This is a genomic window from Streptomyces sp. NPDC038135 (genome assembly GCF_055601245.1).
Map to the genome: position 1 here is coordinate 271,749 of NZ_JBVJXS010000003.1, position 25,702 is coordinate 297,450.

At 69.2% G+C, this 25,702-nt stretch carries 21 protein-coding genes; 11 read left to right on the plus strand and 10 right to left on the minus strand.

What is annotated here, in order from left to right:
* The first annotated feature begins 14 nt into the window (after positions 1 to 14).
* Positions 15 to 1,097, plus strand: coding sequence for an inositol-3-phosphate synthase (locus ACZ7JA_RS09695; protein WP_351661727.1), 1,083 nt, complete (start codon positions 15 to 17; stop codon positions 1,095 to 1,097).
* Positions 1,098 to 1,208: 111 nt separating this feature from the next.
* Entirely contained in the window at positions 1,209 to 2,525 is a 1,317-nt protein-coding gene (locus ACZ7JA_RS09700; RefSeq protein WP_470807839.1) for an MFS transporter, read from the plus strand.
* A gap of 48 nt (positions 2,526 to 2,573) precedes the next feature.
* Here the strand turns inward: ACZ7JA_RS09700 and ACZ7JA_RS09705 are convergent, their stop codons facing one another.
* The gene (locus ACZ7JA_RS09705; RefSeq protein WP_470807840.1) at positions 2,574 to 4,040 is read right to left on the minus strand and encodes a CCA tRNA nucleotidyltransferase; all 1,467 of its coding nucleotides are present in this window, start codon (positions 4,038 to 4,040) and stop codon (positions 2,574 to 2,576) included.
* A 255-nt stretch (positions 4,041 to 4,295) separates the two neighbouring features.
* Here ACZ7JA_RS09705 and ACZ7JA_RS09710 point away from each other — a divergent pair, with 255 nt between their 5' ends.
* From ACZ7JA_RS09710 to trxA, 7 genes are all read left to right on the plus strand, one after another.
* Positions 4,296 to 6,662 (plus strand): DUF6049 family protein, encoded by a 2,367-nt coding sequence (locus ACZ7JA_RS09710; RefSeq protein WP_470807841.1) that lies wholly within the window; start codon positions 4,296 to 4,298, stop codon positions 6,660 to 6,662.
* A 46-nt stretch (positions 6,663 to 6,708) separates the two neighbouring features.
* On the plus strand, positions 6,709 to 9,054 hold the full coding sequence (gene murJ / locus ACZ7JA_RS09715) for a murein biosynthesis integral membrane protein MurJ (RefSeq protein ID WP_470807842.1): 2,346 nt from the start codon (positions 6,709 to 6,711) through the stop codon (positions 9,052 to 9,054).
* A gap of 118 nt (positions 9,055 to 9,172) precedes the next feature.
* Complete coding sequence (locus ACZ7JA_RS09720; protein ID WP_470807843.1) at positions 9,173 to 10,873, plus strand: protein kinase family protein; 1,701 nt, start codon at positions 9,173 to 9,175, stop codon at positions 10,871 to 10,873.
* A gap of 22 nt (positions 10,874 to 10,895) precedes the next feature.
* Complete coding sequence (gene sigM / locus ACZ7JA_RS09725) at positions 10,896 to 11,621, plus strand: RNA polymerase sigma factor SigM (RefSeq protein WP_389451876.1); 726 nt, start codon at positions 10,896 to 10,898, stop codon at positions 11,619 to 11,621.
* Positions 11,622 to 11,809: 188 nt separating this feature from the next.
* Positions 11,810 to 12,502, plus strand: a complete 693-nt coding sequence (locus ACZ7JA_RS09730) for a hypothetical protein (RefSeq protein WP_470807844.1) — start codon at positions 11,810 to 11,812, stop codon at positions 12,500 to 12,502.
* 170 nt (positions 12,503 to 12,672) lie between these two features.
* The gene (gene trxB, locus ACZ7JA_RS09735; protein WP_351661749.1) at positions 12,673 to 13,644 is read left to right on the plus strand and encodes a thioredoxin-disulfide reductase; all 972 of its coding nucleotides are present in this window, start codon (positions 12,673 to 12,675) and stop codon (positions 13,642 to 13,644) included.
* A gap of 63 nt (positions 13,645 to 13,707) precedes the next feature.
* On the plus strand, positions 13,708 to 14,040 hold the full coding sequence (gene trxA / locus ACZ7JA_RS09740; protein WP_351661752.1) for a thioredoxin: 333 nt from the start codon (positions 13,708 to 13,710) through the stop codon (positions 14,038 to 14,040).
* Positions 14,041 to 14,149: 109 nt separating this feature from the next.
* Here the strand turns inward: trxA and ACZ7JA_RS09745 are convergent, their stop codons facing one another.
* From ACZ7JA_RS09745 to rpmH, 9 genes are all read right to left on the minus strand, one after another.
* On the minus strand, positions 14,150 to 14,767 hold the full coding sequence (locus ACZ7JA_RS09745) for a GNAT family N-acetyltransferase (protein ID WP_351661755.1): 618 nt from the start codon (positions 14,765 to 14,767) through the stop codon (positions 14,150 to 14,152).
* Between the two features lie 313 nt (positions 14,768 to 15,080).
* Positions 15,081 to 16,178: a ParB/RepB/Spo0J family partition protein gene (locus ACZ7JA_RS09750; protein WP_450742557.1), complete on the minus strand. Its 1,098-nt coding sequence runs from the start codon at positions 16,176 to 16,178 to the stop codon at positions 15,081 to 15,083.
* On the minus strand, positions 16,175 to 17,248 hold the full coding sequence (locus ACZ7JA_RS09755) for a ParA family protein (protein ID WP_470807966.1): 1,074 nt from the start codon (positions 17,246 to 17,248) through the stop codon (positions 16,175 to 16,177). The genes ACZ7JA_RS09750 and ACZ7JA_RS09755 overlap by 4 nt, the downstream gene beginning before the upstream one ends.
* 287 nt (positions 17,249 to 17,535) lie before the next feature.
* On the minus strand, positions 17,536 to 18,252 hold the full coding sequence (gene rsmG / locus ACZ7JA_RS09760) for a 16S rRNA (guanine(527)-N(7))-methyltransferase RsmG (protein ID WP_389300216.1): 717 nt from the start codon (positions 18,250 to 18,252) through the stop codon (positions 17,536 to 17,538).
* 115 nt (positions 18,253 to 18,367) lie between these two features.
* Positions 18,368 to 18,880 carry a Jag family protein gene (locus tag ACZ7JA_RS09765; protein WP_351661763.1) on the minus strand — a complete coding sequence of 171 codons (513 nt, stop codon included), beginning with the start codon at positions 18,878 to 18,880 and terminating at the stop codon, positions 18,368 to 18,370.
* A gap of 15 nt (positions 18,881 to 18,895) precedes the next feature.
* The gene (gene yidC / locus ACZ7JA_RS09770; RefSeq protein WP_351661766.1) at positions 18,896 to 20,170 is read right to left on the minus strand and encodes a membrane protein insertase YidC; all 1,275 of its coding nucleotides are present in this window, start codon (positions 20,168 to 20,170) and stop codon (positions 18,896 to 18,898) included.
* 3 nt (positions 20,171 to 20,173) lie between these two features.
* Positions 20,174 to 20,539 carry a membrane protein insertion efficiency factor YidD gene (gene yidD / locus ACZ7JA_RS09775; RefSeq protein WP_351661769.1) on the minus strand — a complete coding sequence of 122 codons (366 nt, stop codon included), beginning with the start codon at positions 20,537 to 20,539 and terminating at the stop codon, positions 20,174 to 20,176.
* Positions 20,536 to 20,907, minus strand: coding sequence for a ribonuclease P protein component (gene rnpA, locus ACZ7JA_RS09780; protein ID WP_351661771.1), 372 nt, complete (start codon positions 20,905 to 20,907; stop codon positions 20,536 to 20,538). Before rnpA ends, yidD begins: the two co-directional genes overlap by 4 nt.
* Positions 20,908 to 20,927: 20 nt before the next feature.
* The gene (gene rpmH, locus ACZ7JA_RS09785; RefSeq protein ID WP_005482975.1) at positions 20,928 to 21,065 is read right to left on the minus strand and encodes a 50S ribosomal protein L34; all 138 of its coding nucleotides are present in this window, start codon (positions 21,063 to 21,065) and stop codon (positions 20,928 to 20,930) included.
* Between the two features lie 397 nt (positions 21,066 to 21,462).
* On the opposite strand from rpmH, the gene dnaA reads away from it, so the two are divergent.
* Positions 21,463 to 23,472 (plus strand): chromosomal replication initiator protein DnaA, encoded by a 2,010-nt coding sequence (dnaA, locus tag ACZ7JA_RS09790; protein ID WP_470807845.1) that lies wholly within the window; start codon positions 21,463 to 21,465, stop codon positions 23,470 to 23,472.
* A gap of 1,041 nt (positions 23,473 to 24,513) precedes the next feature.
* Positions 24,514 to 25,644 carry a DNA polymerase III subunit beta gene (gene dnaN / locus ACZ7JA_RS09795; protein WP_351661777.1) on the plus strand — a complete coding sequence of 377 codons (1,131 nt, stop codon included), beginning with the start codon at positions 24,514 to 24,516 and terminating at the stop codon, positions 25,642 to 25,644.
* The last annotated feature ends 58 nt before the right edge of the window (positions 25,645 to 25,702 follow it).

Here is a 25,702-nt window from a genome sequence, read left to right on the forward strand (position 1 = left end):
AGGGAGCAACCGGAATGGGTTCGGTTCGCGTAGCCATCGTCGGCGTGGGCAACTGCGCCGCGTCGCTGGTGCAGGGCGTCGAGTACTACAAGGACGCCGACCCGGCGTCCAAGGTCCCCGGCCTGATGCACGTGCAGTTCGGCGACTACCACGTCGGTGACGTCGAGTTCGTCGCCGCGTTCGACGTCGACGCGAAGAAGGTCGGTCTCGACCTCTCGGACGCCATCGGTGCCAGCGAGAACAACACCATCAAGATCTGCGACGTCCCGAATACGGGCGTCACGGTCCAGCGCGGCCACACCCTCGACGGTCTGGGCAAGTACTACCGGATGACCATCGAGGAGTCCGCCGAGGAGCCCGTGGACGTCGTCCAGGTCCTCAAGGACAAGCAGGTCGACGTCCTCGTCTGCTACCTGCCCGTGGGCTCCGAGGACGCGGCGAAGTTCTACGCCCAGTGCGCCATCGACGCCAAGGTCGCCTTCGTCAACGCCCTCCCGGTCTTCATCGCCGGCACCAAGGAGTGGGCGGACAAGTTCACCGAGGCCGGCGTGCCGATCGTCGGTGACGACATCAAGTCCCAGGTCGGCGCCACCATCACGCACCGCGTGATGGCGAAGCTGTTCGAGGACCGCGGTGTCCGCCTCGAGCGCACGATGCAGCTCAACGTCGGCGGCAACATGGACTTCAAGAACATGCTCGAGCGCGACCGCCTCGAGTCGAAGAAGATCTCCAAGACGCAGGCCGTCACCTCCCAGATCCCCGACCGGGACCTCGGCGAGAAGAACGTCCACATCGGCCCGTCCGACTACGTCGCGTGGCTCGACGACCGCAAGTGGGCGTACGTCCGCCTCGAGGGTCGCGCCTTCGGTGACGTTCCGCTGAACCTGGAGTACAAGCTCGAGGTCTGGGACTCCCCGAACTCCGCGGGCGTCATCATCGACGCGCTGCGCGCCGCGAAGATCGCCAAGGACCGCGGCATCGGCGGCCCGATCCTGTCGGCTTCGAGCTACTTCATGAAGTCCCCGCCGGTCCAGTACTTCGACGACGAGGCCTACGAGAACGTCGAGAAGTTCATCCGCGGCGAGGTCGAGCGCTAAGCACTGCGGTCCGGCCGCCCGGCGCGCCGAAGAGAACGCTCCTGCCAGGGCCGCGAAGGGTCCCCGGGTCTCCTGACCCGGGGACCCTTCGCCTATGTGAGGGTGGGGCCCATGCCCGTCGTCCGTGACCTGCGCGTCCTACTGCGTCTGCGGGACTTCCGCCGCCTGCTGACCGTGCGCCTGCTCTCCCAGGGAGCCGACGGCGTCTACCAGGTCGCCCTGGCCGCCTACGTGGTCTTCTCCCCGGAGAAACAGACCTCGGCGGCGGCGATCGCCTCGGCCATGGCCGTCCTGCTGCTGCCCTACTCGCTGGTCGGCCCCTTCGCCGGCGTCCTGCTGGACCGCTGGCGGCGCCGTCAGGTCTTCCTGTACGGCAATCTGCTGCGCGCCCTGCTGGCCGGAGCGACGGCCGTACTGATGGTCAGCCACGTGCCGAACTGGCTGTTCTACGCCTCCGCGCTGTGTGTGACGGCCGTCAACCGATTCGTACTCGCCGGGCTGTCGGCCGCGCTGCCGCACGTGGTCGACACCGAGCGCCTGGTGATCGCGAACTCCTTGTCGCCCACGGCGGGGACCCTCGCCGCGACGGCCGGGGGCGGCCTGGCCTTCGTGGTCCGGCTGGTGGCGTCCGACTCCGATGCCGCGGTGGTACTGCTGGGGGCGTTCCTCTATCTGTGCGCGGCGCTGACCGCCCTGAGCCTGGCCCCCGCTCTGCTCGGCCCCGACCGGGAGCCCGCACAGCCCCGCCTGCGGACCGCGCTGCTGGACACCGCACGTGACCTGCTCTCGGCCGTCCGGCATCTGGCCGCACCCCGCCGCCGGGAGGCTGCCTGGGCGCTGGCCGCCATGACGCTGATGCGCTTCTGCTACGGAGCGCTTCTCGTGCTGCTGCTCATGCTGTGCCGCTACGCACTCTCCACGACCCCCGAGGAGGGGCTGCGACTGCTCGGACTCGGTCTGGCCGTGTCCGGGGCCGGCTTCTTCGCGGCCGCCGTGGTGACACCCTGGGCGGTGGGGCGGCTCGGGCCGGGCCGCTGGATCGCGCTGTGCGCCGGCACGGCCGCCGTACTGGAGCCCGCCCTGGGCCTCCCCTTCGCCACCGCCCCACTCCTGACGGCAGCGTTCGTCCTGGGCCTGATCACCCAGGGAGCCAAGATCGCAACGGACACGGTCGTCCAGGCATCGGTGGAGGACGCCTTCCGGGGCCGGATCTTCGCGCTCTACGACGTCCTGTTCAACATCGCCTTCGTCGGGGCCGCCGGAGTCGCCGCACTGATGCTCCCGCCGGACGGGCGTTCGGTCCTGCTCGTGGTGTTCGTCGCGCTGATCTATGGCGGTGTGGCCATGGGCATGACCCGCTTCGAGCGCCATCGTGGCCGGGACAGACGAGGGGGCGATGTTTCACGTGAAACATCGCCCCCTCGGTAGAACAGCGGATGGTCGTGTTTCACGTGAAACACGACCGGCCACCACACCTCAGTCCTGCTGGGACCACCAGTCCTTGAGGGCCGCCACCGCCTCGTCGTGCGCCATCGGGCCGTTCTCCAGGCGCAGCTCCAGCATGTGCTTGTACGCCTGCCCGATGACGGGACCGGGACCCACGCCCAGGATCTCCATGATCTGGTTGCCGTCGAGGTCCGGACGGATCGCGTCCAGCTCCTCCTGCTCCTGGAGCTGGCCGATCCGCTCCTCCAGGCCGTCATAGGCGCGCGACAGCGCGACTGCCTTCCGCTTGTTCCGCGTCGTGCAGTCGGATCGGGTCAGCTTGTGCAGACGGTCCAGCAGTGGACCGGCGTCCCGGACGTAGCGCCGCACCGCCGAGTCGGTCCACTCACCGGTGCCGTAGCCGTGGAAGCGCAGGTGGAGCTCGACGAGTCGTGAGACGTCCTTCACGAGCTCGTTCGAGTACTTCAGAGCCGTCATTCGCTTCTTGGTCATCTTCGCGCCGACCACCTCATGGTGGTGGAACGAGACGCGGCCGTCCTTCTCGAAGCGCCGGGTGCGCGGCTTGCCGATGTCATGGAGCAGCGCGGACAGGCGGAGCGCGAGGTCCGGCCCCTCCTGCTCCAGCGCGATCGCCTGCTCCAGCACGATCAGCGTGTGTTCGTAGACGTCCTTGTGCCGGTGGTGCTCGTCACTCTCCAGCCGCAGGGCCGGCAGCTCGGGCAGCACATGGTCGGCCAGCCCGGTGTCGACCAGAAGGGTCAGACCCTTGCGCGGCTGCTCGGAGAGGATCAGCTTGTTCAGCTCCTCCCGGACCCGCTCGGCGGAGACGATCTCGATCCGCCCGGACATCTCCGTCATCGCGCTGACGACCTCGGGAGCGACCTCGAAGTCCAGCTGGGCGGCGAAGCGGGCGGCCCGCATCATCCGCAGCGGATCGTCCGAGAACGACTCCTCGGGCGTCCCGGGGGTGCGGAGCACCTGGGACGCGAGATCCTGAAGGCCTCCGTGCGGGTCGATGAACTCCTTCTCCGGCAGCGCCACGGCCATCGCGTTGACCGTGAAGTCGCGACGGACGAGGTCCTCCTCGATCGAGTCGCCGTAGGACACCTCGGGCTTGCGCGAGGTGCGGTCGTACGCCTCCGACCGGTAGGTGGTGATCTCGATCTGGAACTGCCAGTCGGTGTCCTCGACCCGGGCGTTCTTCTGCGCGCCGACCGTCCCGAAGGCGATCCCCACCTCCCAGACAGCGTCCGCCCACGGCCGCACGATCTTCAGTACGTCCTCGGGTCGCGCGTCGGTGGTGAAGTCCAGGTCGTTGCCGAGCCGGCCGAGCAGCGCGTCCCGGACCGAGCCGCCCACCAGGGCGAGCGAGAACCCGGCCGCCTGGAAGCGGCGGGCGAGGTCGTCGGCGACGGGGGCCACCCGCAGCAGCTCGCTGACAGCGCGGTGCTGCGCCTGGCTCAGGGCAGAGGGAGTGTCTTCGTTGGCGTTCGGCACAACAGAAGAGGGTACGTGTCCGCAGCGGCCCAGGTCGCCTCCATTGAGCGGCGCGGACCCTCCCGGCATACCCGCACAAGCCCAGTGCTTACGGCGTACAAGCGCTCTCTCCTCGATACTGGATATAGAGGACGTGGCGCCACTGTTCCCTGGTCTTGCTGGGCAGACCGCGGCACTTCCACTCGGCGCGCCTCGTTACCATGCGTGGACGCACATTCCGACGACCACTGACGACGACGAGGGACGGGCGAGCGCGTGGCCGAGGCGGCTGACTTCCAGGGGACCAGTGCCTCACCTGCCCGCCGGTGGCTGCGGCGCACCGGAGCGCTGCTCGCCGGTGCGCCGCTGCTGGCGGGACTCCTGCAGCTGTCCGCCGCCGCGCCCGCGCAGGCCGCCTCGTCCAGCCCGGTGTCCGTCTCCTTGGATTCGCTCACCCCCGGCGCCCCGACGGACGGGGACACGGTGACCGTGTCCGGCACAGTGACGAACACCGGCAAGCAGAACGTCACCGGCGCCCATGTGGGCCTGCGGGTGGGCCCCCTGCTGAACACCCGCTCGGCGATCGACGCCGTCTCCCGCCACCCCGACGACCTCCGTACCCGCACCGGCCCCGAGGTCGGCGGCAAGTACGTGGAGAAGTTCGCCAAGCTCGCCCCCGGCGTCGCGCAGCACTTCAGCATCTCCGTCCCGGTCGACCAGCTCGACCTGGGCCAGGACGGCGTCTACGAGTTCGGAGTGGCCCTGTCCGGCCAGACCTCCGCCCAGCCCTGGGACCAGACGCTCGGCATCCAGCGGACGTTCCTGCCGTGGCAGCCGTCCGACGCGGACACCAAGACCAGGACCACCGTCCTGTGGCCGCTGATCTCCACGTCCCACATGACGGCGCGGACGGGCCCCGGCGAGCTGCAGACGCCGGTCTTCCTCGACGACGACCTGGCCAAGGAGATCGCACCGGGCGGCCGGCTGGCGCAGATGCTGGACCTGGGCAAGGACCTGGACGTCACCTGGGTGATCGATCCGGACCTGCTGGCCTCGGTGGACGCCATGGCGGGCGGTTACCGGCTCCAGGGCGAGGACGGCACCACCACGGTCGGCCCGCACCAGGCGGTCGCCAAGCAGTGGCTGGCGAAGCTGCAGAAGGCCGTCGTGGGCAAGGAGGTCGTCGCCCTGCCCTTCGCCGATCCGGACCTGGCCTCCCTGGCCCACCGCGGTACCAGCGTCACCGGCTCGCTCAGCCACCTCAAGGACGCCACCGACGTCGCCGCCACCACCGTGAAGACCGTGCTTCACGTCACACCGACGACCGACTTCGCCTGGCCCGTGGACGGCGCGGTCGATCCCTCGATCATGAAGGTCGCCACCTCCGCCGGAGCCGACCGCGTGATCGCCAGCAGCGACAGCCTCCAGGAGACCGCCGGACTGCCCTACACCCCGTCCGCGGCCCGCCCCGTCGGCGGCGGTACGACGGCGGTGGTCTCCGACGCACGGCTGTCCACGGCCTTCGAGGACGACCTGACCAAGGCGGGCTCGGCGACGCTCGCCGTCCAGCAGTTCCTGGCGCAGAGCCTCGAGGTGCACGCGCAGACGGACGCGCAGCGCAACATCGTGGTCGCTCCCCAGCGCATGCCGTCGGCGAGCCAGGCCCAGGCGATGGCCGCGGCGGTGAAGCAGCTCCAGGGCAGCACCTGGTCCCAGGCACAGAACCTCACCGCGGCCGCCAAGGCCAAGCCGGACCCGGACGCCACCACCCGCATCCCGTCGACGTCCGCCTACCCGGCCTCGCTGCGCAGGCAGGAACTCCCGAGGACGGCCTTCGAGCAGATCGCCCGCACCCAGGACAAGCTCGACAACTTCAAGGTGGTCCTCAGCGACCAGTCCCGGGTGATCACCCCGTTCGGACGGGCCATAAACCGCGAGATGTCCACGTCCTGGCGCGGTCGCGGCGCGGACGCGGACAGCTTCCGGGGCGATGTCGAGGCCTGGCTCGACGATCTTTCCGACCAGGTCAAACTGATCGACAAGTCCGAGACGAAGCTCTCCGGGCGCAGCGCCACCATTCCGGTGACCGTCCAGAACAACCTCGTGCAGCCCGTGAGCCACCTGGTCCTGCGGCTCACCTCGACGCAGCCGACCCGCCTGAAGATCGGCGGCAAGGCCTACGACGAGCAGCGTGTCGAGGTGTCCGGCGGCCACAGCCAGTCCGTGAAGTTCACCACCGCGGCCAACGCCAACGGCCGCGTCACGGTCACCGCCCAGCTCTACACCCAGGACGGCCAGGAGTACGGCGACCCGGTCAGCTTCGACGTGAAGGTCACCGAGGTCACCCCCACCGTCATGCTGGTCATCGGCGGCGGTGTGCTCCTGCTCGTCCTGGCCGGGTTCCGGATGTACACCCAGCGCAAGCGCGCGGCGGCCCGGCGGGCGGACGACGACGGTCCCGGCACGGAGGGTGGCGGAACCGACGAGGATCCGGGGAACCCCGACGCCTCCGGAGACCGTCTCCCCGACCAGTCCGACGCCCCGTCCGGGGCCGAGGGCCCGGAGCAGCCGAGTGACCCTGCGCCGGACACCGCACCGGAAAACACCGACCCGTCCGGGACGGGTGAGAGAGTGGACCGTTGAGCGATGTCGTGGCCGGTGTGGCCCGGGACGATGAGGTGGGGTAACCATGAACGCGCCGTACGACGGTGATCGCGGCCAGGGCGCGGCCGGCTCGGGCTACCCCGAGCCGCCGCATGAGCCCGGCCAGGTGCCGCCGCAGCACGCGGGGGACATGTACCTCCAGGACGCCTACGACCAGGACCCCTACCGGGCGCAGGACCTCGCCGCCCAGGACCCGGTCGCCGAGGCGCTGTACGACCGTGCCGCGCACCCGCCGCCGCCCCCGGGCACCTACGAGCAGCAGCAGCCGCTGTACGCCCCGCCGGCCCAGTCTCCGCACGCGCCGGACCCGCGGGTCTGGGCGCAGACCCCGGCGCCGGAGCCCGACGGCGCGGCCCCCTTTCTGCCGTACGGCGACGATCCCCGCACGACCCAGTTCGTGGGCGTGGACGACCTGGTCACGCACTCCGGTGAGGAGTACCACGAGCCGGACGCCTTCGCGCACCTCTTCCGGGACCAGCAGCAGGGCGGCGGGCCCGCGCCGATGGATCCCCCGGCCGTCCCCGGGCCGGGCGCGGGTCAGGGTCCCGCAGGCTCCTCCCCGGCTCCGCCGAACGCCCAGGGCCCGCAGCACCCGAACCGGTACGCGGAGGTGTCGTACCAGGCAGGGTCCGCCGCGCCCGGCGGCTCCGCTCCGTCTTCCGTGCCGGCACCGGCGGCGGCTTCCGAGCCCGCCGGATCGGCGGCCGCCGCCACGGCCACCGCACCTGCTCCGAAGAAGGGCGGGAAGGCCGCGGGGCTGCTGAAGTCCAGCGCGGTCATGGCGGCGGGCACGATGGTCTCCCGGCTCACCGGGTTCGTCCGCTCCGCGCTGATCGCCGCCGCTCTGGGTCTCGGCGTGCTCGCCGACTCGTTCCAGGTGGCCTACCAGCTGCCCACGATGATCTACATCCTCACCGTCGGCGGTGGTCTGAACTCCGTCTTCGTGCCCCAGCTCGTGCGCTCCATGAAGGAGGACGAGGACGGCGGCGAGGCCTTCGCCAACCGGCTGCTGACCCTCGTGATGGTGGCCCTGGCCGCGCTGACCGGTCTCGCGATGTTCGCGGCGCCGTTGCTGGTGCGGCTGCTGTCCCCCACCGTCGCCGACAATCCGGCGGCCAACGACGTGGCGGTCACCTTCACCCGCTACTTCCTGCCCTCGATCTTCTTCATGGGCATCCACGTGGTGATGGGTCAGATCCTGAACGCGCGGGGCAGGTTCGGCGCGATGATGTGGACCCCGGTCCTGAACAACATCGTCATCATCGTCTCGCTCGGCATGTTCATCTACGTCTACGGCACCGCGGCCAACTCCCACCTGGGCGTCGAGAGCATCCCGCCCCAGGGCCAGCGGCTGCTCGGCGTCGGTGTGCTGCTCGGTCTGGTGGTGCAGTCGCTCGCGATGATCCCGTACCTGCGGGAGACGGGCTTCCGGATCCGGCTGCGCTTCGACTGGCGGGGCCACGGCCTCGGCAAGGCCGCGATGCTCGCCAAGTGGACGGTCCTGTTCGTGCTGGCCAACCAGTTGGGCGCCATGGTGGTGAGCCAGCTGTCCACCGCGGCCGGCGCCGACTCGGGCGGCAAGGGCACCGGCCTGGCCGCCTACGCCAACGCCCAGCTGATCTGGGGTCTGCCGCAGGCCATCATCACGGTGTCCCTGATGGCGGCGCTGCTGCCGCGCATCTCGCGCTCGGCCGCCGAGGGTGACGGCGGGGCCGTCCGCGACGACATCTCCCAGGGGCTGCGCACCACCGCGGTGGCCATCGTGCCCATCGCCTTCGGCTTCCTCGCGCTCGGCATCCCGATGTGCACGCTGATCTTCGGCTCCGCGGGCATCGGCTCGGCCACCAACATGGGCTACGTGCTGATGGCCTTCGCCCTCGGTCTGATCCCGTACTCGGTGCAGTACGTCGTCCTGCGCGCCTTCTACGCGTACGAGGACACCCGCACCCCCTTCTACAACACCGTCATCGTGGCGGCGGTCAACGCGGCCGCCTCCGGACTCTGCTACTTCCTGCTGCCGGCCCGCTGGGCGGTGGCGGGCATGGCCGCCTCGTACGGCCTCGCCTACGCGATCGGAGTGGGCGTCGCCTGGCGCCGGCTGCGCAAGCGGCTCGGCGGTGACCTGGACGGCGCCCGGGTGCTGCGCACCTACGCCCGGCTTGCCATCGCCTCGCTGCCGGCGGCCCTGCTCAGCGGTGCGGCCTGCTACGGCATCGGGCACACTCTCGGCCAGGGCGTCGTCGGTTCGTTCGCCGCGCTGATCGCCGGTGGCGCGGTCCTGCTCGGCATCTTCTTCGTCGCCGCCCGCAAGATGCGGATCGAGGAGCTCAACTCGCTCGTGGGTATGGTCCGCGGGCGTCTGGGGCGCTGAGGCGGGGGTAGGCGCACAACCATCGTCTGCGGCCGTGTGTCGTGCATAGCAGCGGACTGTGGGCACAATTGGATTCGGCGTCGGACAGCGTGCAACGGATGGGGAGGCAGGGACGACGGTGGCGGAACGGAGCACGGCTGCCGTCGACGTGGCAGACAACAGCGGTGACAAGCCGCTGACCGCCAAGGCGGACCAGTCCACGGCCGACGGGGTGGCCCATAACCCGGAGCGGGACACGGACAGCGACGAGGCACAGGGGAGCGCCGGGACGGAGGGCCCCGGTAAGAAGGCTTCGCCGCCCGAACTGCACAGCGGTCACAAGCTCGCCAGACGCTACCGTCTCGAGGAGTGCGTCACCCGTCTGGACGGATTCAGCAGTTGGCGCGCGGTCGACGAGAAACTCCGTCGTGCCGTCGGCGTCCACATCCTCCCCGCGGATCATGCGCGGGCACGGTCGGTGCTGGCCGCCGCCCGGTCCTCGGCGCTGCTCGGTGATCCGCGCTTCGTCCAGGTCCTCGACGCCGTCGAGGAGAACGACCTCGTCTACGTCGTGCACGAATGGCTGCCCGACGCCACCGAACTGACCGCGCTGCTCGCGGCCGGCCCGCTGGAGCCGCACGACGCCTACCAGATGGTCAGTCAGGTCGCCTCGGCCATGGCCGCCGCCCACCGCGAAGGCCTCGCCCATCTCCGGCTGAACCCCAACGCCGTCCTGCGCGCCTCCACCGGTCAGTGGCGCATTCGCGGTCTCGCCGTGAACGCGGCGCTGCGCGGCATCAGCTCCGACACCCCGCAGCGCACGGACACCGAATCCATCGGCGCCCTGCTGTACGCGGCGCTGACCCAGCGCTGGCCGTACGAGAACGACGCCTACGGCCTGTCAGGACTGCCCAAGGACATCGGCCTCATCGCACCGGACCAGGTACGGGCCGGTGTGCACCGTGGCCTGTCCGAACTCGCCATGCGGGCCCTGGTCAACGACGGGGCCACCGCCTCGCGTCACGAGGCCGCGTGCACCACGCCGGAGGAACTGGTCAAGGCGATCGGGGAGATGCCCCGTATCCGCCCGCCGGAGCCGGCTTTCACCGCACCGCCGGAGTACCAGCGCACCACGTACCAGCAGGGCACCTACGGGCGTCCCACGCCGCACTCCGGCGTCACCCAGCCGCTCGTCTCCCCGCCGCCCCCGCTGCAGAGCCGCACCGGCAAGGTGCTGAAGTGGGCGGTCTCCGCCCTGCTCATCGCCGCGCTCGGCCTGGGGAGCTGGCAGCTCGCGGAGGCCCTGATGGACCAGGGCGACAACTCGAACGACACCAACAACACCCAGACGCAGGACGGCGGCGACAAGAGCCCGAAGAAGCCCACGGACGGCAAGCCCATCGCCATCAAGGGCGCCCGTGACTTCGACCCGTTCGGCACCGACCAGTCCGAGAAGCCGGCCGACATAGACAAGGTCTACGACAGCAGCACCGCTTCCTACTGGCAGACGGACTACTACCTGAGCCCCGAGTTCGGCAATCTGAAGTCGGGAGTCGGCGTCAAGCTCGACCTCGGCAAGGTCCAGCAGGTCGGCCAGGTGAGCATCACGTTCGTGGGCGAGACCTCGGTCGAACTCCGCGCCGCAGACGCGGGCGCGGGATCCGAGCCGACGACCTTCAACGCCTACAGCAAGGTTGCCGGCGGCTCGGGCACCACGGTGACGCTCAAGCCCGGCAAGTCGCTCAAGACGCAGTACCTCCTCGTGTGGTTGACCAAGCTGCCCGCGGACAACGAGGGCCACTGGCGCGGCCGAGTGGCAGACATCAAGGTGACCAGCTGAGGTCTCCACTCGGGAGGGGCCGATGGGAGATGGCGCCGGACACGGCGACGCACGGGACGAGGATCTGCTCGCCCGACACGTAGAGGGCGATCCCGATGCCTTCGCCGAGATCGTCCGGCGGCATCGGGACCGACTCTGGGCCGTGGCGCTGCGGACGCTCGGCGACCGGGAGGAAGCCGCTGACGCCGTCCAGGACGCCCTGGTGTCCGCCTACCGGGCCGCGCACACCTTCCGGGGCCAGTCGGCCGTCACGACCTGGCTGCACCGGATCACCGTGAACGCCTGTCTCGACCGAGCACGGAAGGCCGCCACGCGTAAGACCGCCCCGGTCGATGACACCGAGCGGCTGGAGCAGCTGCTGGAGCCGCATGAGTCGGCCTCGGCTCCCGCCGAGCGCAACGATCTGCACCGGCAGCTCCTCGAGGCGCTCGGCACGCTTCCCTACGACCAGCGTGCGGCTCTGGTCCTCGTGGACATGCAGGGGTATCCGGTCGCCGAGGCCGCCCGGATGCTCGACGTGCCCACCGGCACGGTGAAGAGCCGGTGCGCCCGGGGCAGAGCCAGACTCCTTCCCCTCCTCGGCCATCTGCGGCCCGGAAGCACCGAAGACGGAAAAGAACCCGCTCCGGGACGGAACCGGGTGGAGGGGACATCCGTCCCACCTGCAACGGGCCTTGGCGGCAGAGAAGCCGGGGACGCGGGTCCGAGTGATTCAGCCGTAGCGAAGGGCGGAGGTGGGCGAGCGTGACTTCCACGGCAGACACGGCCGGGCACCCGGACGTCGCGGAGATCTCCGACCTCACCGAAGGTCTGCTCCCACAGGACCGAGGCGCCGAGGTACAGCGGCACCTGGAGGCATGCGAGCCGTGTGCGGACGTCCTTGCCTCACTGGAGGAGATCCGGGGGCTGCTCGGCACCTTCGATGAAGCCCCTCGTATGCCGGCCGACGTTGTCGAGCGCCTCGATGCGGCTCTCGCCGCCGAGTCGCTACCCGTCTCGACCGTCCCTGAGCAGAGCGGTATTCGTGTTTCACGTGAAACATCGATGCAGTCGAACCGCCCCGTTGGTCGTTCCGCCGCTGCGACAGGTCCGGGACGCAAGGACGCACGGCGGGGGCGCCGCCGAAGGACCGTCGTCCTCGGCTCCCTTCTCACCGCGGCGGTCCTGGGCGCCGGGTCCCTTGTGCTGCAGTCCCTCAACGGCGGTGGGTCAGGCACGACGGCCCACGGCAGGACGACGCCGTCCGCCGGCAGCTTCTCCGGAGACAGCGTGCAGAGCCAGGTCAAGGGTCTGCTGGCCACGGGCAAGGCCAGGCAGCACCACTCGTCTGAGCCGCGGTCGGGGGTCGAGACCGAGCAGACCGGCCCTGTGTCCACCCAGAGCGCCAATACATTGCTCCAGGATCAGCCCCCGGTCCCTGACTGTGTCCGCCAGGCGATCAACAGCCGGGACGACGTCCTGGGCTCCAAGACCGGCATCTACGGCGGTAAGAGCGCCTACCTGGTCGTGGTGCCCGACACCGAGGACAGCACCCGGGTGACCGCCTATGTCGTCGACGCGGACTGTGTCCATCAGCGTCCCGACTCCGCCGGCAAGGTACTGATGAAACAGTCGTTTCCCCGGTCCTGAGGCGTCGGAGGATTTCTCGGCGTCGGCGCGGTCATCCGTACCCTGTGCCAACCCCCGTGTGCCCGGACACACCGGGAATGCGAACCCCCTAGGATCCGTTGGGTGGGGTGAGAGCTCCGCAAGGGACTCCACCGGTCGACTGACACAGACCAGAGACGAGGAATCAAGCCGTGAGCGACGTCCGTAACGTGATCATCATCGGCTCCGGGCCCGCCGGCTACACGGCGGCGCTCTACACCGCGCGCGCGTCGCTGAAGCCCCTGGTGTTCGAGGGCGCTGTCACCGCCGGCGGTGCCCTGATGAACACCACCGACGTGGAGAACTTCCCGGGCTTCCGCGACGGCATCATGGGCCCCGACCTCATGGACAACATGCGGGCCCAGGCCGAGCGCTTCGGCGCCGAACTGATCCCGGACGACATCGTCTCCGTCGATCTGACCGGTGAGATCAAGACCGTCACGGACACCGCCGGAACGGTCCACCGGGCCAAGGCCGTGATCGTCACGACCGGCTCCCAGCACCGCAAGCTCGGTCTGCCGAACGAGGACGCCCTCTCCGGCCGCGGTGTCTCCTGGTGTGCCACCTGTGACGGGTTCTTCTTCAAGGACCAGGACATCGCCGTGATCGGCGGTGGCGACACCGCGATGGAGGAGGCGACCTTCCTCTCCCGGTTCGCCAAGTCGGTCACGATCGTCCACCGCCGCGACACCCTGCGCGCCTCCAAGGCGATGCAGGAGCGCGCCTTCGGTGACCCGAAGATCAAGTTCGTCTGGGACAGCGAGGTCGCCGAGGTCCAGGGCGACCAGAAGCTCTCCGGTCTCAAGCTGCGCAACATCAAGACCGGCGAGCTGTCGGAGCTGCCGGTGACCGGCCTGTTCATCGCGATCGGCCACGACCCGCGCACCGAGCTCTTCAAGGGCCAGCTGGACCTCGACGAGGAGGGGTACCTGAAGGTCGCCGCCCCGTCCACCCGCACCAACGTGACCGGGGTCTTCGGCGCCGGTGACGTGGTCGACCACACGTACCGGCAGGCGATCACCGCGGCCGGCACCGGCTGCTCCGCCGCTCTCGACGCCGAGCGCTTCCTCGCCGCCCTCGCGGACGAGGACAAGGCTGAGCCCGAGAAGACCGCCGCCGTCTGAAGCGCCGCAGTCTGACCCTCGCCCACTCCCGCCTCACCGCACGACCAAGTTAAGGAGCCCGCCGTGGCCGGCACTCTGAAGAACGTGACCGACGACTCCTTCGAGCAGGACGTCCTCAAGAACGACAAGCCCGTCCTGGTGGACTTCTGGGCCGCCTGGTGCGGTCCGTGCCGCCAGATCGCCCCGTCGCTGGAGGCGATCGCCGCCGAGTACGGCGACAAGATCGAGATCGTCAAGCTCAACATCGACGAGAACCCGGGCACGGCCGCCAAGTACGGCGTCATGTCCATCCCCACCCTGAACGTCTACCAGCGCGGCGAGGTCGCCAAGACGATCGTGGGCGCCAAGCCGAAGGCCGCCATCGTGCGGGACCTCGAGGAGTTCATCGCCGAGTAGTCGGTCGATGCCGTCGCACCGGCGGCGCATGTTTCACGTGAAACACGAATGGGCCAACCCCGACGGGTTGGCCCATTCGCATGGTCGGGCTTCGCTGGCCGCACGTCCGCTACAGCGGCCGCAGTGCCGGCTCCTTCTGCACCGCCCCCAGCAGCCGGTCCAGCGCCAGCTCCACGTCTTCCTTCCAGGAGAGGGTGGAGCGGAGATCCAGTCGCAGACGGGGGTGCGTGGGGTGCTGCCGTACCGTCTTGAACCCCACGGCCAGGAGGTGATCCGCGGGCAGCAGACAGGCGGGCTCTTTCCAGCGGGCGTCACCGAAGGCCTCGATCGCCTTGAAGCCGCGGCGGAGCAGATCCTTGGCGACCGTCTGGACCATCACCCGGCCCAGTCCCTGCCCCTGATAGCGGGGCATGATGAACGCCGTCATGAGCTGGACGGCGTCCGGTGACAGTGGGCTCGTGGGAAAGGCCGTAGAGCGTGGCACGTAGGCCGGCGGCGCGTAGAGCACGAAGCCGACGGGAACGTCGTCGACGTAGACCACGCGGCCGCATGAGCCCCAGTCCAGCAGCACGGCCGAGATCCAGGATTCCTTCTCCAGCGCGGACGTGCCGGCCTTTACCGCGGCCTCGCCGCTGACGGGATCCAGCTCCCAGAAGACACACGAGCGACAGCGCCGGGGTAGGTCCTCGAGGTTGTCCAGCGTGAGCGGTACGAGCCGTCGCCCCATGAAAGCTGTTCCTCGCTTCCTTCACCCGCCGCATTGCGGGCTGCTGTCAGGACGCTCCGTTGTCTGAGCAGACTGCCGACGAACCCGCCGACCACCCCGATGCCCAGGCCCGCGCTCACCAATCCGGTCCGGCTCATCAATCGCATGGCCCCTGTCTCCCCACTCAGAGATCCGCCAGGTGGATGCGCCATACCCATCCGCATCGTATCCACGATGCGATTTCCTCGATACCGCCTCAAAGCAAAGAGCGGACCGCCTTCCGGTACAACCGGACGCCGTCCGCTCTTCAACTCACCAGGGCGGGGAGCGACGGTCAGTCGTCGGACCCGTCGGCTGCGCTCTCCTGAAGGCTCTGCTGGAGAGCCAGGCGCTCACCGGGGGCGAGCGTGTTCAGGATCCGCTCGAGATCCTCCGGGGAGGCGAACTCCACGGTGATCTTGCCCTTCTTCTGGCCCAGTTCGACCTTCACCCGCGTCTCGAAGCGGTCCGAGAGGCGTGTCGCCAGTTCATTGAACGCCGGAGAGACCCGGCCTCCGGCCCGGGGGCCCTTGGACCGCGAAGCTTTCTGAGGCCGTGAGCCCATCAGCGTCACGATCTCCTCGACGGCTCGGACGGACAGCCCCTCCGCCACGATGCGATGAGCGAGCCGGTCCTGCTCCTCCGAGTCCTCGACGGACAGCAGCGCCCTGGCATGACCAGCCGAGAGGACGCCCGCGGCCACCCGCTTCTGCACGGCCGGAGAGAGCCGCAGCAGCCGGAGAGTGTTGGAGACCTGCGGACGCGAGCGCCCGATCCGGTCGGCCAACTGGTCGTGGGTGCAGTTGAAGTCCTTCAGGAGCTGGTCGTAGGCGGCTGCCTCTTCCAGCGGGTTGAGCTGCGCCCGGTGCAGGTTCTCCAGCAGGGCGTCGAGAAGGAGCTTCTCGTCGTCGGTGGCCCGGACGATCGCCGGGATGGCCTCGAGGCCGGCCTCACGGCAGGCCCGCCAGCGGCGCTCGCCCATGATCAGCTCATAGCGGGCGGGCCCGAGCTGCCGGACGACGACCGGCTGGAGGAGACCGACTTCCTTGATGGAGGTGATCAGCTCGTGGAGCGCGTCCTCGTCGAATACCTCACGCGGCTGGCGAGGGTTCGGCGTGATGGAGTCGAGAGGGAGCTCAGCGAAGTGCGCCCCCACCGGCGGCGCGGGGACCTCGGCGGCCGGAGTCGCCGGGGGCTCCTCGGTTTCATGTGAAACAGACGGCAGCGTGGCCACCTTCGCCGCGGCGACGCCACGGTCCGACATCAACGGCACCGCGGACGGTGACGTGGAAACCTGGCCGCCCATCGTGGCCGGAGCCGGCTCCTTCTCGGTCGGGGCAGCGGGGATCAGTGCGCCGAGCCCACGACCCAGCCCCCTCCGTCGCTCGCTCACTGGATGCCCTCCACCATGTTCGGATCGGTCTGGGCGCCGATGTGGGCCTGGCTCGCGTCATAGCTGACGCCAATGCCCCTCAGCGCGATTTCTCGGGCGGCCTCAAGGTAGGAGAGGGCGCCACTCGATCCAGGATCGTAGGTCAGCACCGTCTGCCCGTAACTCGGCGCCTCGGAGATACGGACCGAACGGGGAATGCTCGTCCGCAGCACCTCGTCGCCGAAGTGGGTGCGCACCTCTTCCGCGACCTGGGAGGCGAGACGCGTCCGGCCGTCGTACATGGTGAGCAGGATGGTCGACACGTGCAAGGTGGGGTTGAGATGCCCTCGCACCAAGTCGACGTTGCGCAGCAGCTGCCCCAGGCCCTCAAGCGCGTAGTACTCGCACTGAATGGGGATGAGGACCTCTTGGCCGGCGACGAGAGCGTTGACCGTCAGCAGGCCCAGCGACGGCGGGCAGTCGATGAGGATGTAGTCGAGCGGCTGCTCATACGCCTGGATGGCCCGCTCCAGCCGACTCTCCCGAGCCACCAGGGAGACAAGCTCGATCTCCGCACCAGCGAGGTCGATCGTGGCCGGGGCGCAGAAGAGGCCTTCGACGTCCGGGACGGGCTGGACGACATCGGCGAGAGGCTTGCTATCCACCAGGACGTCGTAGATCGACGGGACCTCGGCGTGGTGGTCGATCCCCAGCGCGGTAGAGGCGTTGCCCTGTGGGTCGAGGTCGATCACCAGGACGCGGCCGCCGTGCAGAGCCAGCGAGGCGGCAAGGTTGACGGTCGTCGTCGTCTTACCGACGCCGCCCTTCTGGTTGGCGACCACGATGACTCGGGTCTGCTCGGGTCGTGGCAGGCCTTCGCCGGCGCGCCCCAGAGCTTCCACCGCCAGCTGGGCAGCACGACCGATGGGAGTGTCGTCCATCGGAGGCGGTGTTTCACGTGAAACATCCGCCCCCATCGACTCGGTACGGGGACCGGGGACCGGATCGGTCATCGGTCCCGCGATGTTGGCGTCGGACCGCAAGGATTCACTCTCCTCGACTTCAGGCTCGCAATGAACAGAGCCTCCCATGTCTTCGGGGTCGTGAACCAGTGAGGCCTGTTGTTCTGTGGAGAAATCCACCTCTGTGGACAACTCCGCCGCCTTTCCGAGTGAACCGAGAGGCTTACGGTCACGAGGTTCGGCCGCAGCGCGGCCCCGACTGATGATGCCGTGGAGCAGTGAGCGACGTTTCACGTGAAACACGATGCACAGCTACAGCGATCGGATCTCCGCGACACTCCGGCTTGCATGGGTTTGGCAGCTTGTGTGGAGTACGTCTCGTTCTCGGCACGACCCCGAGACGTCGGTTCTACGGGTCAGCGACGTCGTCGCGCCCGACCCGTTCGAGCGGCCTTGGCGCGCTTGGCGGCGAACCGCACCCCGCCCGGGCTCTCACCAACCTCCACCCGGACGACGGTGGACGGCGGATCCACCACACCGTCGCCGACATGAAGAATGGACGTCGACTCGGCGCCCAGCTTGCTGAGGGCCGTGGCGGCCGCCTTCAGCTCCTCCTCGGCGGTGTCCCCCTTGAGCGCGAGCATCTCCCCGTAGGGACGCAGCAGGGGGATGCCCCAGGTGGCCAGTCGGTCCAGCGGGGCCACGGCGCGAGCGGTCACCACATGGACCGGCGGCAGCTTGCCCATGACCTCCTCGGCCCGGCCACGCACCACGGTGACATGGTCCAGGCCCAGCAGTTCGACCACCTCGGTGAGGAAGTTGGTGCGCCGCAGCAGGGGCTCCAGCAGGGTGATGTTCAGGTCGCTCCGGACCAGGGCCAACGGGATGCCGGGCAGGCCGGCTCCGGAGCCCACGTCGCACACCGTCACGCCCTCGGGAACCGCCTCCGAGAGGACCGCACAGTTCAGCAGGTGCCGTTCCCACAGGCGGGGCACTTCGCGCGGGCCGATCAGGCCACGCTGCACTCCCGCCTCGGCGAGCAGCTCCGCATAGCGGACCGCATCGGCGAAGCGCTCACCGAACACTTCCCGCGCCTGTTCGGGCGCGGGGGGAAGCTCCGCTGCCTCCGTCACGGGGACCGTCCTTCCGTACAGCGCCGGGCTTCGTGCACCGGCCACCAGAACTACCAGGCTGACAAAGATCGGCCCCGTCTGCAGGCAGACGGGGCCGTGGAACGAGAGGTGCCGATCAGGCGGGCAGTACGACGACGAACCGCTGGGGCTCCTCGCCCTCGGACTCGCTGCGCAGCCCGGCGGTCTTGACCGCGTCGTGCACGACCTTGCGCTCGAACGGCGTCATCGGCTTGAGCTTCACGGGCTCGCCGCTGCTCTTGACCTCGGCGGCGGCCTTGGCACCCAGCTCCGACAGCTCGGTGCGCTTCTTGGCCCGGAAGCCCGCGATGTCCAGCATCAGCCGACTGCGGTCACCGGTCTCCCGGTGCACGGCCAGGCGCGTGAGCTCCTGGAGAGCCTCGAGCACCTCGCCGTCCCGGCCGACCAGCTTCTGCAGGTCACGGCTGCCGGCGTCGCTGATGATCGACACGGAGGCGCGGTCGGCCTCGACGTCCATGTCGATGTCGCCGTCGAGGTCGGCGATGTCGAGCAGGCCCTCCAGGTAGTCCGCCGCGATCTCGCCCTCCTGCTCAAGGCGGGTGAGGGTGTCTGCACCCTCGGCAGCGGCGGAGGTGGTGCCTTCCGTCACGGGATGGGCTCCTTCTTACTTCTTGGACGGGGACTTGGGCCGCTGCGGGCCACCCTTGCGCTGCCCGGACTGGGCCTTGCTGCGGGTGCCGGAGCCGGGCTTCTGGGGCTGCTTGGCAGCGGCGGGCTTGACGTCGTCCTGCGGCTCGTCGTCGGACTTCTCCAGCGAGGGGCCCTCGCCCGCCGGCCTGGTCGTACCGGACTGACGCTGAGCCTTGGTCTGGCGCTTGGGCTGCTGACGCCGCGCGGCGGTGGCGACCGCGGTGGCCGTACCGTCCTCGGTCTCAGCCAGGGCATGGCTCTCGCTCTTCACCACGGTGCCGTCGGCCTGGGCCGCGAGACCCGCCTTGGTCAGGCCGTTGATGAACTTGCGCTCGAACTCGTTGCGGTCACGACCCTTGGCGACGATCGCCTTGACGATGGTCTTCTCGCTGCGGCGGCGGACCTTGCCGTGCTGGCTGACGTGCTTGGTCAGACGCTCGAGGTAGGCGGCCTGAGCCTTGGAACCCGGGGTCGGGTTGTTGTGGATGACGTACATCTGCTGGCCCATGGTCCACACGTTGGTGGTCAGCCAGTAGATGAGGACACCGACCGGGAAGTTGATGCCGAAGACGGCGAACATGATGGGGAAGACGTACATCAGCATCTTCTGCTGCTGCATGAACGGCGTCTTCACCGTCGTGTCGACGTTCTTAGTCATCAGCTGGCGCTGCGTGTAGAACTGCGACGCCGACATCAGGACGATCATGACCACGGTCACGACGCGGACGTCGGTGACCGAGGCGCCCAGGGCCTCGATCGTGCTGGCGCTGTCCTTGAACTTCGCGGCGAGCGGGGCGCCGAAGATGTGCGCCTTACGGGCGCTCTCCAGCAGCGACGTGTTGATGACGCCGATGGTCTGGCCCGAGGCGATGCCGTTGAGCACGTGGTACAGGGCGAAGAAGAACGGCGACTGCGCCAGGATGGGAAGGCACGAGGAGAGCGGGTTGGTACCCGACTCCTTGTACAGCTTCATCATCTCTTCGGACTGGCGCTGCTTGTCGTTCTTGTAGCGCTCCTGGATCTTCTTCATCTCGGGCTGGAGCGTCTGCATGGCCCGGGTCGCCTTGATCTGCTTCACGAAGAGCGGGATCAGGCAGATGCGGATCAGGATCACCAGGGACACGATGGACAGGCCCCAGGCCCATCCGGTGTCGGGACCGAAGATGGCGCCGTACACCGTGTGGAACTGGACGATGACCCATGAGACGGGTGTCGTGATGAAGCTGAAAAGGCTGGCAATCGTGTCCACTAATCATGCTCCTTGGGCATGGGACGAAGTCTCTGCGGCCGGGCTCGAAGGAAGCTCGGATCGAGTCTTCTCCTCGGTGGCCGGTTCGGCGGCGGAGGTTCCGCCCTTGCGTGCGCGCCAAGCGTTGCGCAGCATTTCGTGCCACCGCGGGCGCTTGCGCGGCGGGACATGGTCCACGCCGCCCAGCGACCACGGATTGCACCGGAGGATGCGCCAGGCGGTGAGAGCCGTTCCCTTGATCGCACCGTGCCGGTCGATGGCCGTGTAGCCATAGTGGGAGCACGAGGGGTAGTACTTGCACACCGGCCCAAGGAGTGGACTGATCGTCCACTGGTACAGCTTGATCAGGGCCAGCAGTGGGTACTTCATCGCGCGCCCCCTCCCAGCAGCCGCTCGACGGCGGCGTCCAGGTCTCGGGCCAGCTGTGCGTGGTCTGCGTCGCCCGCTCCGGGCAGCGCTCGTACGACTACCAGGCTACCGGGGGCGAAAAGAGCGACTCGGTCACGCATCAGGTGGCGCAGTCTGCGCTTGACCTGATTGCGCACGACCGCGCCACCCACTGCCTTGCTCACGACGAAACCCGCACGCGTCGGGGGAGCGCTCTCCCCAGGCGCGTGCGGGTCCGTGGCACCGCTACGAAGGTGGACGACGAGGAGCGGGCGGCCGGCCCGGCGACCCCGTCGTACAGCGGTCGCGAAGTCCTCGCGCCGCCTCAGCCGATGCTCGGTAGGCAGCACGACGTCATGACCTGATCGAATCAGGCGGACAGGCTGGCGCGACCCTTGCTGCGGCGGTTCGCGAGAATCGCGCGGCCGGCACGGGTGCGCATCCGCAGGCGGAAGCCGTGGGTCTTCGCGCGACGACGGTTGTTCGGCTGGAAGGTGCGCTTGCTCACTCGGGGGCTCCAGAAAAGAATCGGTGGTGGCGGGGTGCCGTCCTGGCTGTCACCGTGCGCCCACGAGTAGCTCGCTTCACGCCCGAGTGCACCGCTTCCCGATCACCTGCTAGTGATCTGTGCCCATCGGAGGCAGGCGGCAGCAGCCATCGACAACTCGACCTGGTTACGGTACGCGGGGCCGCGCCATTCGGTCAAACCAGCAGCCAGGAGGGACACTGTCCACAGGCTGGGGACAACAACTTGAACCCTACCCGCCGCGCTGACTACCGTGGCTGGACTCCGATTCGTTCCTTTGTCCCCGCCCGAGCGGGATCGCCCCACCCGTCCACCCGATCTTCATCCCGAACCCGTCCCCGAACCACACGTTCGTGGGACCTGCGAGAGAGCGTGCCCTGTGGCTGACGTACCTGCCGATCTTGCCGCAGTGTGGCCACGAGTACTGGAGCAGCTCCTCGGCGAGGGTCGTGGCCAGGGCGTCGAGGTGAAGGACGAGCACTGGATCCGGCGCTGCCAGCCGCTCGCGCTGGTCGCGGACACCGCCCTGCTCGCGGTGCCGAACGAATTCGCGAAGGGCGTACTGGAGGGCCGTCTCGCGCCGGTCGTGAGCGAGACCCTCAGCCGCGAGTGCGGGCGCCCCATCCGCATCGCGATCACCGTCGACGACTCCGCGGGCGAACCGCCGACCCCGCAGCCGTCCGCACCGCAGTCGCAGCCGCGCTACGAGGAGCCCGAGCTGCCCTCCGGACCGTACGAGGGCTACGGCCGCCACCGTGCCGCCGATCCGCAGCAGGGCGGCGAACCTCCGTCCCGCGGTGACCAGCTCCCCACCGCGCGGCCCGCCTACCCGTCCGAGTACCAGCGCCCCGAGCCCGGCGCCTGGCCGCGGCACGCACGGGACGAGTACGGCGGCTGGCAGCAGCCGCGGCTCGGCTTCCCCGAGCGCGACCCCTACGCCTCCTCGCAGGACTCGTACGGCGGTCCCTCCCAGGACAACTACGGGCCGCCGGCGCAGGACTACCGCTCGCCGGGCCGGGAACGCCAGGCCTACGAGCAGCAGCGCGGCGAGTACGACGGCCCCCGCTCCGACTACGACCGCCCGGAGTACGACTCCCGGCAGGACTACGAGCGCAAGGACCGCAAGGACTACGAGCGCCCGGAGCGGCAGGACTACGACCGCCCGGACTACGACGCGCCCCGCGCCGACTACGACCAGCGCGACCCGGTCCGCCGCGAGCTGCCCGACCAGCCGTCGGGCGCCGGTCCCGCGCGCCGCGGCGGCCCGGTCCGTCCGGACCTGCCGCCGGCCGGCAAGGGCGGCGCCCCCGGCCCGCTGGCCGCGCAGCCCGCGCCGGCGAGCGGCCCCGGCGAGCCCACCGCGCGACTGAACCCCAAGTACCTCTTCGACACCTTCGTCATCGGCGCCTCCAACCGGTTCGCGCACGCGGCCGCGGTGGCCGTCGCCGAAGCGCCGGCGAAGGCGTACAACCCCCTCTTCATCTATGGCGAGTCGGGGCTCGGCAAGACGCATCTCCTGCACGCCATCGGGCACTACGCGCGCAGCCTCTACCCGGGCACGCGGGTGCGGTACGTCAGCTCCGAGGAGTTCACCAACGAGTTCATCAACTCCATCCGCGACGGCAAGGGCGACAGCTTCCGCAAGCGCTACCGCGAGATGGACATCCTGCTCGTCGACGACATCCAGTTCCTCGCGGACAAGGAGTCGACGCAGGAGGAGTTCTTCCACACCTTCAACACGCTCCACAACGCCAACAAGCAGATCGTGCTGTCCTCCGACCGGCCGCCCAAGCAGCTGGTCACGCTGGAGGACCGGCTGCGGAACCGTTTCGAGTGGGGTCTGATCACCGACGTCCAGCCGCCCGAGCTGGAGACGCGCATCGCGATCCTGCGCAAGAAGGCGGTCCAGGAGCAGCTCAACGCCCCGCCGGAGGTGCTGGAGTTCATCGCCTCCCGGATCTCACGCAACATCCGTGAGCTGGAGGGCGCGCTGATCCGGGTGACGGCGTTCGCGTCGCTCAACCGGCAGCCGGTGGACCTGGGTCTGACCGAGATCGTGCTGAAGGACCTGATCCCCGGCGGTGAGGACTCCGCCCCGGAGATCACGGCGCCGGCCATCATGGCGGCCACCGCCGACTACTTCGGTCTGACGGTGGAGGACCTGTGCGGCACCTCGCGGGGCCGTGCGCTGGTCACGGCCCGGCAGATCGCCATGTATCTGTGCCGTGAGCTGACCGACCTGTCGCTGCCGAAGATCGGCGCGCAGTTCGGCGGCCGCGACCACACGACGGTCATGCACGCCGACCGGAAGATCCGCGCGCTGATGGCCGAGCGGCGCTCGATCTACAACCAGGTGACCGAACTGACGAACCGGATCAAGAACGGCTGACCCAGCCGCAGGTCCGCACAGAAGACAAGAGGGCGCCCCCGGGAGGAGATCCCGGGGGCGCCCTGCTGTGCGTCCGGACCTGGAAGGCCTTGCGCTGTCGTCGCGGCCCGGGACGGCCCTTCGCTGTCGTCGTGACCGGGACGGCCCCGCGCTGTCGCCGGCATCCCACGGCGGCGCTTCCACGACCGTCTGCCGACGTGTGGGCCGCCTCGATCGCCCCCGTTCACCGCCGTCGGCCGCCGTTGTCCGCGCTCGCGACCGTCCCTCCCCGGCCACCTGGTGTTCGAATACCTGCGTGGTTACGGCCGCTCTCCACAGATTCACCGACTTTCTTCCCTCCACATGCTGGGGACTGCGGAGTTGTCCCGAACCGCGTCCACAGGAACGCTGGGGAGATGACGTCCGTGCAGCTCAGCGGCCTGTGGAATCGTGGACGAAGGATCTCCACAGACTGTGGACGAGCCGGAGATCCACAGGCTGTGCACGGAGTTGTCCACGGGTGGCCCACAGGCCGGCGGCGGTTGTCCCCAGCGATCACCGGCTTCTCCACATGGCTGTCCACTGTTCGGCAACGCCACGCGCCGGATCACCGCGTCGAGTGAAAGCCGTCACACGAGGCTGCCGGATTGGGGTGTGGGAAACGTGGGTAAACCTGGGGACGCAGCTGGGGAGAACTGCGCTCGGGCTGTGGGCGGTGTGTGCAGAACTTTCCGTTCTCCACAGAGACCCCTGGTTGTCCACCGCCTCCACCCACAGGGTCAGTGGACAAAATTCCGGCGCTGAGCTGGGAAAACGTGGTTATCCACGGTATCCACAGCCCCTACTACTACTCCCGACTAGAGAGAGCTGGGAATCCGTTTCGAAGCGGGGCCTGTGCACAACTCGCCGTCTCGAGCCCGGCTGCCCCTCGGAGCGACTTGACCCCGACCGGCACCTACTGTCAGTGCGGTGCGTCAGACTGGTCCCCGGTGTCCTTCCCGTCGCTGTGGGCGGTGACACCGAGTCGGAGGACTCAGTAGCAACAGCAGGAGGCGGCTTACGGTGAAGATCCGGGTGGAACGCGACGTACTCGCGGAGGCAGTGGCCTGGGCGGCACGCAGCCTCCCGGCCCGTCCGCCGGCGCCTGTCCTCGCCGGCCTGCTGCTGAAGGCCGAGGACGGCCAGCTGAGCCTGTCGAGCTTCGACTACGAGGTCTCCGCGAAGGTCAGCGTCGAGGCCGAGGTCGACGAGGACGGCACCGTCCTGGTCTCCGGCCGCCTGCTCGCCGACATCTCCCGCGCCCTCCCCAACCGGCCGGTGGAGATCTCCACAGACGGTGTACGGGCGACCGTGGTCTGCGGTTCCTCGCGGTTCACACTCCACACCCTGCCTGTGGAGGAGTACCCGGCGCTGCCGCAGATGCCGAACGCGACCGGCACCGTGCCCGGCGAGGTCTTCGCGGCCGCCGTGTCCCAGGTGGCCATCGCCGCCGGCCGCGACGACACGCTGCCCGTCCTCACCGGTGTGCGCATCGAGATCGAGGGCGACACCGTCACCCTGGCGTCCACCGACCGCTACCGCTTCGCGGTCCGCGAGTTCCTGTGGAAGCCGGAGAACCCGGACGTCTCCGCGGTCGCCCTGGTGCCCGCCAAGACGCTCCAGGACACCGCCAAGGCGCTCACCAGCGGGGACAGCGTCATCCTGGCGCTGTCCGGCTCGGGCGCCGGTGAGGGCCTGATCGGCTTCGAGGGCGCCGGCCGGCGGACGACGACCCGTCTCCTCGAGGGCGACCTGCCGAAGTACCGCACGCTGTTCCCGACGGAGTTCAACTCCGTCGCGGTGATCGAGACCGCCCCCTTCGTGGAGGCCGTCAAGCGTGTGGCCCTGGTCGCCGAGCGGAACACCCCGGTGCGGCTGAGCTTCGAGCAGGGCGTGCTGATCCTGGAGGCCGGTTCCAGCGACGACGCACAGGCTGTGGAAAGGGTCGACGCCCAGCTCGACGGCGACGACATCTCGATCGCCTTCAACCCCACGTTCCTGCTGGACGGCCTGAGCGCGATCGACTCCCCGGTGGCGCAGCTGTCGTTCACGACGTCCACCAAGCCGGCGCTGCTCAGCGGCAGGCCCGCGCTGGACGCGGAGGCGGACGACGCCTACAAGTACCTGATCATGCCGGTGCGGCTCAGCGGCTGAGGCCGTCCACAGCTGTGCACAGTCGTCGGGCGCCGTCGCGGCGCCCGACGGCGTGACC

Excerpts from the sequence above, each read along its gene's own strand:
- ACZ7JA_RS09695 (WP_351661727.1), top strand. The coding sequence starts at position 15 with ATGGGTTCGGTTCGCGTAGCCATCGTCGGCGTGGGCAACTGCGCCGCG.
- ACZ7JA_RS09700 (WP_470807839.1), top strand. The coding sequence starts at position 1,209 with ATGCCCGTCGTCCGTGACCTGCGCGTCCTACTGCGTCTGCGGGACTTC.
- murJ (WP_470807842.1), top strand. The coding sequence starts at position 6,709 with ATGAACGCGCCGTACGACGGTGATCGCGGCCAGGGCGCGGCCGGCTCG.
- sigM (WP_389451876.1), top strand. The coding sequence starts at position 10,896 with ATGGGAGATGGCGCCGGACACGGCGACGCACGGGACGAGGATCTGCTC.
- ACZ7JA_RS09730 (WP_470807844.1), top strand. The coding sequence starts at position 11,810 with ATGCCGGCCGACGTTGTCGAGCGCCTCGATGCGGCTCTCGCCGCCGAG.
- ACZ7JA_RS09745 (WP_351661755.1), bottom strand. The coding sequence starts at position 14,767 with ATGGGGCGACGGCTCGTACCGCTCACGCTGGACAACCTCGAGGACCTA.
- ACZ7JA_RS09755 (WP_470807966.1), bottom strand. The coding sequence starts at position 17,248 with ATGGGAGGCTCTGTTCATTGCGAGCCTGAAGTCGAGGAGAGTGAATCC.
- yidD (WP_351661769.1), bottom strand. The coding sequence starts at position 20,539 with ATGAAGTACCCACTGCTGGCCCTGATCAAGCTGTACCAGTGGACGATC.